This is a genomic window from Flavobacterium sp. (genome assembly GCF_027490375.1).
Taxonomy (GTDB): Bacteria; Bacteroidota; Bacteroidia; order Flavobacteriales; family Flavobacteriaceae; genus Flavobacterium.
Genome location: NZ_JAIXYH010000048.1, coordinates 16,441 through 30,236, shown reverse-complemented (window position 1 = coordinate 30,236; position 13,796 = coordinate 16,441). Strand labels below are relative to the sequence as shown.

Genomic DNA, 13,796 nt, shown 5'->3' with positions numbered 1-13,796 from the left:
TTGTGAAGTAACCTGCGACATTTACAATTTAGTTGCCTTATTAATCAAACAGTAATGAACGTTGCTTTAGATTAATCCGATCGGGATAGTAGTTCATCACGAAAAATGAAGCGTGCATGGCAGTAATTGAACCGCTTTTTTTTCTCTTAATCGTTCTCCAAAAAAAGCTACAAAAGATCTTCAAAAAAAATAATTCAATTTTTTGTCCAATTATTAAAAAGTCAATCGTAATAGAATTGTTACTAGCAATTAAACATTTAAAAAAACAAAAACAATGAAAAATCTAAAAGCATTTCTATTTACGGTAGCAATCATGACTATGACTACGATTGGCAGTTTCGCACAATCAAAGGACTACGGAAAAACGGAAAAATTTATGTTGGTTTTCAGAGGCGGTAATACTCACCCTCAAAACGCCTTTTCAAAAGAAGCTAAAGAATACATTCAATACTGGATGACATGGATGCAAGATCTTGGTGAAAAAGGGATCCTTGTAGGCGGTGAAAATCTTGAGCGCACTGGTAAACAGGTAAGCGGAAAAAGTAAAGTCGTGACAGATGGTCCTTTCATCCAAGACAAAGAAATGATTAATGGTTATCTTATCATTAATGCAAAAGACATTAACGAGGCTATAGAGATAGCAAAAGGGTGCCCTATTTTTAAAGAGAACGGAAAAGTAGAAGTTCGTCAAGTTCATAAATTGGATAACTAACATCAGTCTAGATTTCCTTATACCCACAACTCTTTGGTATAACTAAGAAAAATAAACAATTAAATCAAAAAAAATGGAAAAGTTTATGTTTTTATTCAGAGGCGGTGACACTCATATTTCCACAGCTAATTCACAATCCGCAATGGACATCATTCAAACGTGGAATGATTGGATGCAAGGACTTGCAGAAAAAGGAATTCTTGCTGGAGGCGATGCACTTCAAGTATCTGGCAAGCATGTGAAAGGTTCAAAAAAAGTAGTTTCGGATGGTCCTTATGCTGAAGGAAATGAAATGGTTGGCGGCTACTTAATCGTAAATGCAAAAGACATTAACGATGCCGTAGAAATTTCAAAGGGGTGCCCAATTTTTAAGGAAGATGGTAGCTTAGAAGTTCGTCCAATTCAGAAACAAAATTAATATGCGATTATCAATCCAAATACTCAAAACTCATACTTTATTAGCTAATCATTCACAAAACAATTAAACAAAAATTAAAATGGAAAAAATCTATGAAGCAGAAGTGACAACTTTAGCAGGTCATAATGGTCACGCAAAATCATCAGACGGATTATTAGATTTAGATGTACGATTCCCAAAAGAAATGGGCGGAGCTGGTAATGCTACCAACCCAGAACAACTTTTCGCAGCAGCTTGGTCGGCTTGCTTTGGCACTAGCGTTAGCGTTGCCGCCGGAATGGAAAAAGTTCAAATAGGTTCAGTTCATGTAACTGCAAAAATCGCGGTTTTACAGGAGAACGGAAATTTTGATCTCGGTGCACAATTGCTCGTAAAAATTGACGACGTGGATTACAATACGGCAAAAAGATTGGTAGAAACTGCGAAATCAATTTGTTCCTACTCTAAAGCAACAAAAGGAAACATAAATGCCACTTACGAAGTGGTAGCAAACTAATCGAAAACACAACAAAACCATGAAACAAATAATTGTAAATGAATTTGGAGCGCCTGAACAATTAGTCCTCCACGACGTACCAATGCCCACTGCTGGCGACGGACAAATAGTTATTAAAGTAGAAGCCGCGGGAGTGAATTTCTCCGACGCCATGCAAAGAAGAAATCAATATGTCTTTCCTGTTCCTTTACCTTATTTACCAGGTTTTGAAGTAGCAGGAACTGTTACCGAGCTCGGAACCGGTGTCGAAAATATTTCTATAGGTGATCGCGTTGTAGCCATGCTTCCAAACGGCGGTGGTTACGCGGATTATGCAGTTACCGCTTCTTATTTAGCAGCAGTAATTCCGCCTAGCATTTCCTCACAAGAGTCATTGGCGTTACAAGTTCAAGGATTAACTGCGTTTTTAATGTTGAAAAACAGAGCGAAACTACAAGCCGGACAAACCGTACTTATTCATGCCGCGGCCGGTGGCGTAGGAACACTACTGGTTCAAATTGCAAAAGAAATGGGCGCAAGCAAAATAATTGCAACCGCAAGTACGGCTGAAAAATTAGCCCTAGCCAAATCATTGGGAGCCGACGTACTGATAAATTATACAGAAGATAACTGGCCGAAAAAAGTACTGGAAGCCACCGATGCTATAGGAGTTGATTTAATAATCGATTCAACAGGAGGTGAAATTTTGAGAGCTAGTGTTGGTTGCCTCGCACCTTTTGGCAAGCTGATTAATTTTGGAAATCCAAGCGGTGGGTCTACAACAGTTCAAGCATTTACACTTGTAAATCACAATCAATCGCTGCTCGGTTTTGGTTTAGCTAGCTACTTTTCGAAACCCGATTTAATGCAGGAAGCCTACCACTATCTGTTTTCCCAAACGGCTGTGGGAAAACTAAAAGTACACATCGGACAAACCTTTTCTTTAAAAGATGCTGCCGAAGCGCATCATAAGTTAGAAAACAGAAAAACGACCGGGAAAATTGTTCTTATTCCCTAAAAAACTAAAGTAAAACAACTTAATCTTAATAAATATGGTAACTACATTAAATTGGTTTGAAATCCCAGCAACAGATTTCGAAAGAGCAAAAACTTTTTATGCAAAAGTTCTAGATGTGCAAATTCACGACGACCCGAACCGGCAATACGCCTATCTGCCCGCTGATCCTCAAACAGGCGGATTTGGCGGAGCAATCGGTATCGGAGAAAACTTTGTTCCTTCCACAACGGGTACAACTATTTACCTTGACGGCGGAAACGACCTTTCCATACCGTTAAACAGAGTAGAAAGTGCCGGCGGAAAAGTAATTTTACCGAAAACTGCCATAGGTGGCAACGGCTTTATTGCACTTTTTATCGACTCAGAAGGAAACAAAATTGGTTTTCATTCCATGGGATAAGACAAACTACTTCTCTGTTTTAAACTAAAGCTGATAGGACTGTTTACAACACTTCTATCAGTTTTATGGTTTTATCTGGGATAGAAATTCACAGTTCGTTTAAAACATCCTAATCGAAAATACGACTTCTCATAATTTATTTCTTAGAAAAATCTAAGATGCAGGTATTTGTCTTCTGCTCTATAAATTATCAAGCGAAAATCTTAATTCCAAAAAATTCGAAGCCAATTATTGAGTACATGATTTGTCATCGAATACATATATATAGCTTTTCTTCCCAGTACCATTTAGCTGTACCATTCGAAACAATGATTTATAGTGTTCGTTGCAGTTACCATAATTTTATTTGGGTTCATTTCAAAACCAATAAAAATCTCGACGCAAGCAAATACAAAACGAGAACAATTACACGGATAAAAATCCGAACGCAACTGCAACCAAAAATCTCCTTTGCATTTTTTCGATTTTATAGCTTCTTGGCTGCGTTTCGGGTAATCTTTTTAATGCGCTTTTTTAAATCATTCATTAACTCCAAAAGAGCACTTTCACACATAGGTAGCACTTCTTGTGGCTCAATCATCGGAACCATTCCGAGCGAAGTGGCGTTTTGCTTCGACCGTGCTCTTTCTCTAACAACAAATACCTTTTCACCTTCTTTGTTGTACAAAGAAATTCGAGTCGTAGCCAGCACCTTCATATTATAAACACCAGCAATTCCATACGTTCTGTCAAACGAAAAATCAACGTTAACAAATAGCACTCCATCAGCCTTATCCGCAAACATTTTTGCTACCGCCACCTCATTTTCTTTACCCATAAAGCCCTCATAAATATACTTGTAACCTTTTATGGTAACGGCAAAGTAATCAAACAACTTCTTAGATTCATACTTTGGCTGAAAGTTGATATAATCCGGATTCTCGACAACTTCATTCTCCGGAAGTAAATCAAAGGGGAAATCTGCTGCATACTCATTAAAAAATCGATCGTGGTACTGCTCTAAAATTGGAGCCAGGTTAAAATCCTTATTTTCATTTACATCTAAAATTTCCTTAGTAAGCAACTCTGTAGCTACATCAAATCCTAAATGAACCGATTTGTTTGTATAAAACGTAACTACAGCAACTTTCTTCTTTTGTGAGAAAATCGCCTGCGGAATGGAAGAAATTAAAATTAAGCAAAGAAAGATTAGCCTCATATTTTGTTTTACTTTTTCAGCAAATGACGTAATTATTTTTTAATCTCAAAACTATTCTTTTTCTTGATTTTGGGCGCTCCCCGACCCTGCCTTGAACCTGCCTCGGGTCAGGCTTTTCGTTTCAACCCACTTGTTTGTTGGCGTTTGCGGAGCGCTAGTAATGGCTCATTCCAATCGCCAATACCAACTGCCGCACACAGCCAACAAACTGCGCGGGGTTTCCACTGCAATCCTTAGCGCGGGCAATCGTTACCGCAATTGTGCTCTAAAAACGTTTATTACTGTTTTATATCGTACTCGCGCATCAATTCAAATCCATATTGCCGTAAAGCATCAATAATCACGATCGACTTTAAACCCCGTTCTGTAATCGAATACTCGACACGAGGCGGCACTTCGGCAAAAACTTCTTTGGTAATAAATCCATCGGCTACCAATTCCTTCAACGCTTTAGAAAGCATCCGATCGGAGGCATGCGCCAAACTACGCTGCAACTCGCTAAAACGCCACTTTTTGTCTTTTAACCGCCATAAAATGGGCATTTTATACGTTCCACCTATCTTACTCAGAGCAAACTCCACCGGATTGTGAAACAAGTGATTGTCTTTGATAAAATCGGGCATACTTACATCTTTGTTAGTTACTTACAAATATACGTAGTCGTAACTAACCATATAAATAGACTCTAACTTTGTTTTGCCTAATCACAATAAAATATCAAATGAAATTCCAAAAAGAGGTGTATAAATACGTGCATTATCACGGTGCACCATCCCAAGGTAAAATTCTCATGGTTGCAAGCTCGCCTTCAATTAGCGAACAAACGGGTTGGCCCATCGGGTTTTGGGCCGCCGAATTAACGCATCCTTTACACGTATTTCAGGAAGCAGGATACGAGATCGAAGTAGTTTCAACAAAAGGCGGAAGACTAGAAATGGATACTTACTCCAACCCCACCGACGCCAGTGGATATGCAGCACACGATATTATCACGTTGGGGTTTCTACAAAAAGAAACATTCAGCGCTATGCTTACTAACACCAAATCAATCGCAGAAGTTAATCCCAACGATTACGACGGCATTTTTCTTGTAGGCGGCCAAGGTCCGATGTACACTTTTCGAGCTAACCGCGATTTAGAACAACTGTTTGTTGCATTCTACGAAAGCGGAAAAGCAGCAGCGGCCGTTTGTCATGCAACTACACTACTACTTGAAGCTCGAAAATCGAATGGCGATTTATTAGTTTCGGGGAAATCGTGGACTGGATTTGCTGATGCAGAAGAAGATTATGCAGATCAAGCAGTTGGAATGAAAATTCAACCTTATCGTATTGAAACCGAAGCGCGAAAAATAACTGGAACTACTTTTAAAGTGGCCGCGCCGTTTAGTTCGTACGCCATTGCCGACGGAAATCTAATCACGGGTCAGCAACAAAACAGTGGTGCAGCAGCTGCAACACTGCTTGTAGAACTTCTTAATCAAAATCAACAAACTAATTAAAAATGAAATTAGCCTTTATCGGAATCGGAAATGTAGGCTTTGCATTAGCCAACCGGTTGCAAAAAGCGGGACATGATGTTGTTATTGCTGCAAATGAAATAACAGATTCGGTACAAAAAGCCGTAACGAATAATCCGCAGTTTACGGTTATGGAAATCCAAAAAGCGATAAATTACTCGGAAGTGGTATTCTTGGCCACGCCGTTTTCTGCAAACCAAGAAATACTAAAAAATGTACACTTTGCCGGAAAAACCTTAATCGATTGTACAAACCCCGTCGGACCCGGAATCACACACGGCTTACAAAGCGAAATATCTGGAAGCGAAAAAGTACAACAATGGGCACCTACCGCACAAGTAGTTAAGGCATTTACTATTTATGGATTTGAGAACTTTGCCAACAGTACGTACTCGAACTATAATGTAAAGCCTGTAATGCTGTTAGCTGGCAATGATAAAACTGCCAAACAAAAAGTAAGCGAATTATGTACGGATCTTGGCTTCGAAGCTTTCGACACAGGAAATATCGATCAAGCTTTACATCTAGAGCACTTAACTCTATTATGGGTAAAAATGGTACGACGAGACAAACATCACCCAAATTTCGTCTGGGCTAAGCTCGAAAAGTAACTATCACAAATTCGTACGGAATACTAGCCAATACGCTCGTGCGCTAATTGTAGAATAAGCTCAAATTGTTGTTCGCGAGATAAATTTGAATTATCAATTTCTATCGCATCGGCAGCTTTAACTAAGGGCGAATCACTTCTGCTGCTGTCGATGCGGTCGCGCTCCACCACATTCTGAAAAATCTCGTCGTAACTTACCTGTTCACCTTTCGCGGCAAGCTCGTCGTATCGGCGTTTCGCCCTAATTTCTGCCGAGGCCGTTACAAACAACTTCAGCTCTGCATCCGGAAATACCACAGTTCCAATGTCTCGACCATCCATGACAATCCCTTTTTCCTTGCCCATTTTTTGCTGCTGCGCCACGAGTAATCGGCGCACTTCCGATACGGCTGCAACCACACTAACCTGTGCACTTACTTCGAGTGTGCGAATTTGGTCTTCAACATTTTCGTTATTCAAATACATTTCAGCAAATCCGCGGTTTTCATTAAAAATAAACTTCAACGAAAGCTGATCTAATGTATTTACAAGTGCTTCTTTATCGAAAAAATTGGGCGTAATAAATCCCTTTTTCATGGCAAACAAAGCAACGGCTCGATACATCGCACCTGTATCCACATACACATAGCCCAATTCTTTGGCAAGTTGTTTCGCCATGGTACTTTTTCCCGTTGAGGAATGTCCGTCGATTGCAATAATGATTTTCTTTTTCATTAGAATTCTTCTCCGAGATTTATGGTTAAGCCAAAAAGCGAACTATTAGCCGCCAAGGTATATCGTGCATAGGAATAATCAAGTTTTAAGCGGCCCATTTTCAAACCAAAGCCTACAGAAAGTCCAGAGAAATTGCGTTGCTCCAGCAGTCGTAACTCCTCTGCTCTTCGGAAATTATAACCCAAACGTATATTGAAACCCTTTTGTGGAAACAATTCGGCACCCACAATTACATGTCGCAGTGCATTATTAAAGAACGATACTTTTTCGGGCGTGCTTCCGCCGTCGAGATTCCCTTCAGCTCGAGCCGGATTTGAAAAGGCAACTTCCCACTGTTGCAAATTCTCTAATGTTATGTGCCAACGAATCGGTACATTTTCAAGTTCTTGGGATATTCCGGCAATGATTTCAAAAGGCAGCGGCTCGCGAACGCCTGCGTAAGTTTGAAATTGCGTTCCAATATTTCGCAACGCCAACGCTAGGTTTAATTTTCGATCTTCAACAATATAAATTGAGCCTAAATCTACGGCACCTCCGATACTGTTGTACGATTCTAAAGTTGAAGTAATGAGTTTAGCATTGGCACCAATATACAATTCGGTAAACGGAACGTTGTACGCATAACCAAAACTCAGCGAAGCCTCGCTACCCGTAAAATCAGCTGTTCGCACGCCATTTTCATCGTAACCTTCAAAATTGCCGTAATTTATGTAGTTTATACCTGCGTGAAATGTCTGTACATGACGGTCGTATGTGTAGGCATAAGCAGCTGTTCCGTAGGCCACTTCGCCAAACAAATTACCGTAATTTAGCGCAAGCCGCTGGTCCATTTCGTCGTTAATAACCGCCGGATTAAAATGTGCTGCATTTACGTCGTAATCGCGGATGGTAATTATTTTTCCACCCAAAGCCGACTGTCGTGCGGAGGTTGTTAACCCTAAAAATTGATAGACCGCCTGCCCTCCTATTTGTCCGAAAGCTACAGCTTGAAAAAGCAGAAAAAATAAGCAAGCGTTTTTAGTCATATCAATTGTTCAATCCGTTAAAAACAGTAGATAAATCAACACTTTTTGTGCAAACTATCCGTAGTATAACGAAGTTGCGAAGATATTATTTTTGCGTGAAGCTCCGCGACAAATCTATAAACATAGCTACCAACAAATTCTGTGCAACATCGAATCGAATTCTTTAGAACAGCATTATCTTTCTACTAACCGACTAGCTATAAATCAGATTTTTAGGATTCTTTACTTTTTTGTCGGTTACGGCCAAGGCTACGACTTCGTGCATTTCTTTTACGTAGTGAAAATTCAGTCCCGCCAAATACGTCTGATTGATCTCATCCACATCTTGCTTGTTATCGATACAAAGAATAATGTCTTTAATGTTTGCTCGCTTGGCTGCTAAGATTTTTTCTTTAATACCTCCCACAGGCAACACTTTTCCACGAAGTGTTATTTCGCCAGTCATTGCCAGGCTTTTCATCACTTTTTGTTGTGTAAATACCGAAACCATCGACGTTAGCATGGCAATACCTGCACTTGGTCCGTCTTTGGGTGTAGCGCCTTCTGGGACGTGTATATGAATGTTATTTTGAGACAATACTTCCGGATTGATTCCCAAAATTTGCGCGTTCGATTTAATGAACTCCAAGGCAATTGTTGCCGATTCTTTCATCACCGAGCCCAAATTTCCTGTCATCGTTAATTTTCCATTTCCTTTCGTTACTAACGATTCAATGAAGAGAATATCGCCGCCAACGCTGGTCCACGCCAAGCCCGTTACCACACCTGCGGTATCGTTATCCTCCGCTTTGCTACGCTCTAAACGCGGTGCTCCGAGCGCTTTTACGATGTCTTCGTCGGTAATTTTTTGATTGTACGGCTCTTCCATAGCAATTGATTTTGCCGCAGAACGAATTACCTGTGCAATCTTATTTTCCAAGCCACGAACACCCGATTCGCGAGTGTAGCCTTCTACAATTTTTTCGATTTGCTTTTTGCCAATCGTGAGTTGCTTACTTGTCAATCCGTGTGCCGCCAACTGTTTTGGAAACAAATGCCGTTTCGCGATTTCGATTTTTTCTTCGATCGTGTAACCCGACATCTTGATGATTTCCATACGATCGCGCAAGGCGGGTTGTATGGTTTGTAAGGTGTTGGATGTGGCAATGAACATGACTTTCGATAGGTCGTAACCCAATTCAACAAAATTGTCGTAAAACTCACTGTTTTGTTCCGGATCGAGTACTTCGAGTAAAGCCGACGATGGGTCGCCTTGGTGGCTATTCGATAATTTATCGATTTCATCGAGCACAAATACGGGGTTGGATGTTCCCGCCTTTTTCAAACTTTGAATGATCCGACCAGGCATTGCGCCAATGTACGTTTTTCGATGACCGCGAATTTCGGCCTCGTCGCGCAAACCACCTAACGAAATGCGCACATATTGCCTACCTAAGGCCTGTGCAATCGACTTTCCGATCGAGGTTTTTCCCACACCTGGAGGTCCGGTTAAACACAGTATCGGCGATTTCATATCGTTACGCAATTTCAATACTGCGAGATGTTCGATGACGCGCTTTTTAACGTCCTCTAATCCAAAGTGTTCTTTATCGAGAATTTTCTGCGCCGCGTGTAGGTCGAATTTATCTTGAGAAAATTCGTTCCAAGGCAATTCGATTAGTAATTCGAGATAGTTTCGTTGAATACCGAAATCGGGTGATTGCGGATTCATGCGTTGCAAGCGGTTAAGCTCTTTTTCGAAGTGCACAGCCGTTTTTTCGTCCCACTTTTTCTCGCGGGCTTTGTTGCGCATTTCTTCGATTTCCTTGTCGTGTGCGCCTCCGCCCAATTCTTCCTGTATGGTTTTGAGTTGCTGATGCAGAAAGTACTCGCGCTGTTGCTGATCCATGTCGGAACGCACTTTGCTTTGAATATCGTTTCGAAGTTCGAGACGTTGGTACTCGAGATTTAGAAAGCGCAGCGTTTCGAAAGCGCGTTCTTTTAGGTCGTTTATAACCAAAAGTTGTTGCTTTTCTTTAACGGTCAGGTTCATGTTTGACGAAATGAAATTGACCAAGAACGATTGCGATTCGATATTTTTTATGGCGAAAGTAGCTTCGGTTGGAATGCTTGGACTTTCGAGTATGATTTGCGTAGCTAATTCCCGCAACGAATCGATTAAAGCCGAAAATTCTTTATCGCCTTTTTTGGGTTTGGTTTCCGGATATTCTTTGATGGTAGCCATCATGTACGGATTATCCTGCGTAATGGCGTCGATTTCAAAGCGCTTTTTTCCTTGCAGGATTACAGTTACGTTACCGTCGGGCATACGTAGAACACGCAAAATTCGGGCTACAGTTCCAATTTTATGGATGTCGGCCGGTGCCGGATCGTCGTCGTCTTCGTTAATTTGACTAACAACACCTATGACTTTTCCGTTAGCATTTGCGTCGTTAATGAGTTTTATGGATTTATCGCGTCCGGCGGTAATAGGAATAACTACGCCGGGAAACAATACGGTGTTTCGCAAAGGAAGAATAGGAACTTCGGCCGGAAGTACTTCTCTGGACATTTCTTCTTCATCTTCGGGAGAAAGCAGCGGAATCAATTCGGATTGCGAATCGAGATCGCTCAGTGACAAATTGTCAATACTTAAGATTTTGTGATTTGGCATATAAAAATAACGTCATTTTGTCAGCGATTGTTAAGGAACGAAAATTCGCAAGAAACAATCGGAGGCTTATAATATTGATTTAGTGTTAACTATCGAATATCTATCGATGTTTTCATTGCGAAAAGGGCAATGATTGTGCCAATTTACGACGATTTTTTGGAAACGACTGCCCAGCCCGGATTGAAGCGAAAAACCCGTAAAGCCAAAACGCCTGTTTTGCCGAAGGCAGTGGCGACCGAAGGAAGCCTGCTGCTGCACGGGGCAAAACAAGCGTTTTTGCTGCGGCTTTGTAGCGTAAAGCCGGAATAGCTGCCAAAAATTAATCGGTATTATCGATGTAAGTGACGTTGTTGAAGACACCTTCGGTTACGTCCATGGAACCAACTATGGCTCCGGTAAGATCCATTTTAAAGAGTTTAATTTGGAACGTACCCGAAATTTTATTTGCAACAACATCGTGGGAGGAAATTGTAATATTTCCCACAACAGCCGAAGGATTAAATGGATTTATACTACTGAAAACTCCGCTGGGGCTCGTGATTAATGGTGTGTACAAGATAGAAGCTTCGATGCCCGATATTGGGAAGGTAAATGAACTTGCGTTGTCATCGAAATCTAATGCCATTGATTTGTTATCGCCCATGCCAATGATGCGCAAACGCTTAGGCACGGTGGATGATAAGCCGTTTTCTAAGGTAGCAATGACGCTTGAAGCCGTAAAAAGCGATCCATCTAATTTTGCAGAAAAGGTTCCGCTGTTTGGCCCAGTATCGCCGGTTGTGTATGGAATATTGAAAACTCCAGAAGTTAGCGATTTAGGTTGGAACTCGTCGCCCGGATTGTCGACATCGTTTGAGTGAGCAATAAATTCGAAAGTTCCGCTAATCATCTGGGTGTTTTGATTGATGCTTAGAATTTTGAAAACACCGTTTATTTCGGGTCCGTTTGGTGTTTGCTCTAGATTAGTGAAGACAAATGCGACATCGTTTGTTGGTGCGTATGTGGCGAAAACTTCGCTAGAAAACGAGCCTGTTTGAGTAGATGAAATATTGATGGAAATAGTAGCATCGGAGGTATCAGAACCTGCGAAAATTGCTATCTGACCGTTTGAGATGACCGCGGTAGCATCGCTGGATTTGAATAGCTCGCCATCAACGTTTACTTGGAACGACTGTTGCGTTAGATTATCGAGAATTGCGGGATCAATAGGTTCAGTTTCACATCCGAGTAGGGCTACGAGAGCGAAGGTGATAAGCAAAAGCTTTTTCATAAAATTATGCTATAAAATAATAACGCAATATTAAGGAATTAAATTGTTCTTTTTTCTCGGTTTGCGAATGTTAAAATTACGATACCGATGAGGAAAAAGACAATTAAAAATAAGATTGCGTTTTGTACGCGACCGGTTTGATCAGTAACAAAACCGTACATAAACATACCGATTACAATACCTATTTTTTCGGCTACGTCGTAGAAGCTAAAGTAGGACGTAGTATCTTCGGTTTGAGGAAGCAATTTAGAATAGGTGGAGCGCGACAGGGATTGGATTCCGCCCATAACCAAACCAACGAAAGCGGCAACGATATAAAACTCGTTTGGTGTTTTCACGAAATAAACGGCGCTGCAAAGTATCAGCCAAAAAACGTTTATGCCGATAAGCGTGGGTATATTTCCGAATTTTTTGGAAGCACGTGCAGTGAGGACCGCTCCGACAACTGCAATTAATTGAATGAGAAGAATTGTAGTGATTAAACCGAATGTACGCTTGCTGTCTGATCCCCAATCGATTTCCTTTTCTCCGAAATAGGCCGCAGCAATCATAACCGTTTGAACACCCATAGAATAGACAAAGAAAGCAAGCAAATACTTTTTGAGTTTGTGTTGAGTTTGCAATTGTTGCCACACTTTTCGAAGCTCTTTAAAACCTGAAAAAACAACCGATTTGATAAGCTTTTTATCATTGGAAAAGTCTGGTAATTTTCGATATGAAATTTGTGCGAAGCCCAACCACCAAAAACCAACCAATAAAAACGATACACGCATGGCGGCCAATTCGTTTTCAAAGCCAAAAATATCGTACTTTAAAACCATAAACAAGTTGAGCAACAATAAGATAACGCTGCCTATATAACCTAAAGAATATCCTTTTGCACTGATTTTATCCTGCTGCGATTCGAGCGCTATGTCGGGTAAATACGAGTTGTAAAAAACTAAACTACCCCAAAAGCCAACAAGTGCCAACATGTACGTAAACAGTCCCAAGTAAACGTGTTCAAGCGAAAAAAAATAGAGCAACATACACGAAACTGAACCGATAAAACAAAACAATTTTAGGAAGAACTTTTTATTTCCGAGATAATCGGCAATACCCGACAAAATGGGAGAAATGAGCGCTACAATGAGAAATCCTATCGCGGTAACGTAAGAGATAACCGACTCGGATTTGACTACTTGTCCGCCTATTTCAATCCCATCTTTATGCGCAAGTCGGAACAACGCACCATAAAACAAAGGAAAGATGGAAGAAGTGATAACTAGCGAATAAACAGAATTTGCCCAATCGTAAAACGCCCAAGCATTAAGAACTGATTTCGAACCTTTTTCAAATGACATTTTCAATGGTTTTATCATCTATACTTACGTTTAGCGCGGTCGAAATTTCGGTCGCAGTATTGTGCGCATAGCTGTGATTTTCTGTGGAATATACTCGTATAATTTGATTGTCGAAAGATACTTGCACTAACAAATCGTTAATTTTATGTTCACTGCGATTTGCCATATTTTTAGCTGATTCGATAATCACTTTTTCTACGTTTACTAGCGTATGCCACTTTCCGAAATGAAAGTTTGAAATGGCAATGGTTTTGCGATAGCGCTTTTTAGCCACATCGAGTTGAACACCTTCGGTAGTAAGTAATACCCCGGCAATTGCAATATACAGAATGGATCTCCAACTAAAACCTTCGCTTAAGCGCAGAAAAAAGTTAACGAACAATAAAATTGCTAGTACGTTTGTAATGCCGTGCTTAGGTTTTGTATATGTATAAATCATAC

The 13,796-nt window shown here is 40.6% G+C and carries 16 protein-coding genes; 8 read left to right on the top strand and 8 right to left on the bottom strand.

Annotation, left to right across the window (positions count from 1 at the left end):
• Window positions 1–274 precede the first annotated feature (274 nt).
• From Q0064_RS05945 to Q0064_RS05925, 5 genes are all read left to right on the top strand, one after another.
• Window positions 275–712 carry a YciI family protein gene (locus Q0064_RS05945; RefSeq protein WP_298145742.1) on the top strand — a complete coding sequence of 146 codons (438 nt, stop codon included), beginning with the start codon at window positions 275–277 and terminating at the stop codon, window positions 710–712.
• Window positions 713–785: 73 nt separating this feature from the next.
• A complete protein-coding gene (locus Q0064_RS05940) occupies window positions 786–1,130 on the top strand; it encodes a YciI family protein (protein WP_298145739.1) in 345 nt (114 codons plus the stop codon).
• 79 nt (window positions 1,131–1,209) lie between these two features.
• Window positions 1,210–1,626: an Ohr family peroxiredoxin gene (locus Q0064_RS05935; protein WP_298145737.1), complete on the top strand. Its 417-nt coding sequence runs from the start codon at window positions 1,210–1,212 to the stop codon at window positions 1,624–1,626.
• A gap of 19 nt (window positions 1,627–1,645) precedes the next feature.
• Window positions 1,646–2,623 carry a quinone oxidoreductase gene (locus tag Q0064_RS05930; RefSeq protein WP_298145734.1) on the top strand — a complete coding sequence of 326 codons (978 nt, stop codon included), beginning with the start codon at window positions 1,646–1,648 and terminating at the stop codon, window positions 2,621–2,623.
• Window positions 2,624–2,657: 34 nt separating this feature from the next.
• Window positions 2,658–3,023, top strand: a complete 366-nt coding sequence (locus Q0064_RS05925) for a VOC family protein (protein WP_298145731.1) — start codon at window positions 2,658–2,660, stop codon at window positions 3,021–3,023.
• Between the two features lie 466 nt (window positions 3,024–3,489).
• Here the strand turns inward: Q0064_RS05925 and Q0064_RS05920 are convergent, their stop codons facing one another.
• A complete protein-coding gene (locus Q0064_RS05920; RefSeq protein WP_298145728.1) occupies window positions 3,490–4,221 on the bottom strand; it encodes a hypothetical protein in 732 nt (243 codons plus the stop codon).
• Window positions 4,222–4,499: 278 nt separating this feature from the next.
• Window positions 4,500–4,844, bottom strand: a complete 345-nt coding sequence (locus Q0064_RS05915) for a helix-turn-helix domain-containing protein (RefSeq protein WP_298145725.1) — start codon at window positions 4,842–4,844, stop codon at window positions 4,500–4,502.
• Between the two features lie 98 nt (window positions 4,845–4,942).
• Between Q0064_RS05915 and Q0064_RS05910 the strand changes: the two genes are divergently transcribed.
• Both Q0064_RS05910 and Q0064_RS05905 read left to right on the top strand, forming a co-directional pair.
• The gene (locus tag Q0064_RS05910) at window positions 4,943–5,722 is read left to right on the top strand and encodes a type 1 glutamine amidotransferase domain-containing protein (protein WP_298145722.1); all 780 of its coding nucleotides are present in this window, start codon (window positions 4,943–4,945) and stop codon (window positions 5,720–5,722) included.
• A gap of 2 nt (window positions 5,723–5,724) precedes the next feature.
• Window positions 5,725–6,351 carry an NADPH-dependent F420 reductase gene (locus tag Q0064_RS05905; RefSeq protein WP_298145720.1) on the top strand — a complete coding sequence of 209 codons (627 nt, stop codon included), beginning with the start codon at window positions 5,725–5,727 and terminating at the stop codon, window positions 6,349–6,351.
• A gap of 23 nt (window positions 6,352–6,374) precedes the next feature.
• Here the strand turns inward: Q0064_RS05905 and cmk are convergent, their stop codons facing one another.
• The 3 genes from cmk to lon form a co-directional block, all read right to left on the bottom strand.
• Window positions 6,375–7,064 (bottom strand): (d)CMP kinase, encoded by a 690-nt coding sequence (gene cmk, locus Q0064_RS05900; protein WP_298145717.1) that lies wholly within the window; start codon window positions 7,062–7,064, stop codon window positions 6,375–6,377.
• On the bottom strand, window positions 7,064–8,089 hold the full coding sequence (gene porQ, locus Q0064_RS05895; protein WP_298145713.1) for a type IX secretion system protein PorQ: 1,026 nt from the start codon (window positions 8,087–8,089) through the stop codon (window positions 7,064–7,066). Before porQ ends, cmk begins: the two co-directional genes overlap by 1 nt.
• Window positions 8,090–8,282: 193 nt before the next feature.
• Window positions 8,283–10,742: an endopeptidase La gene (gene lon / locus Q0064_RS05890; protein ID WP_298145710.1), complete on the bottom strand. Its 2,460-nt coding sequence runs from the start codon at window positions 10,740–10,742 to the stop codon at window positions 8,283–8,285.
• A 129-nt stretch (window positions 10,743–10,871) separates the two neighbouring features.
• Between lon and Q0064_RS05885 the strand changes: the two genes are divergently transcribed.
• Window positions 10,872–11,051 (top strand): hypothetical protein, encoded by a 180-nt coding sequence (locus tag Q0064_RS05885; protein ID WP_298145707.1) that lies wholly within the window; start codon window positions 10,872–10,874, stop codon window positions 11,049–11,051.
• 10 nt (window positions 11,052–11,061) lie between these two features.
• Here Q0064_RS05885 and Q0064_RS05880 read toward each other — a convergent pair whose 3' ends face one another.
• Genes Q0064_RS05880 through Q0064_RS05870 form a run of 3 tightly spaced genes read right to left on the bottom strand, consistent with a single transcriptional unit; the run spans window position 11,062 to window position 13,794 of the window.
• On the bottom strand, window positions 11,062–12,012 hold the full coding sequence (locus Q0064_RS05880) for a DUF6252 family protein (protein ID WP_298145704.1): 951 nt from the start codon (window positions 12,010–12,012) through the stop codon (window positions 11,062–11,064).
• A gap of 38 nt (window positions 12,013–12,050) precedes the next feature.
• Window positions 12,051–13,355, bottom strand: a complete 1,305-nt coding sequence (locus Q0064_RS05875; protein ID WP_298145701.1) for an MFS transporter — start codon at window positions 13,353–13,355, stop codon at window positions 12,051–12,053.
• Window positions 13,345–13,794, bottom strand: coding sequence for a hypothetical protein (locus Q0064_RS05870; RefSeq protein WP_298145698.1), 450 nt, complete (start codon window positions 13,792–13,794; stop codon window positions 13,345–13,347). Before Q0064_RS05870 ends, Q0064_RS05875 begins: the two co-directional genes overlap by 11 nt.
• Between the last annotated feature and the right edge of the window lie 2 nt (window positions 13,795–13,796).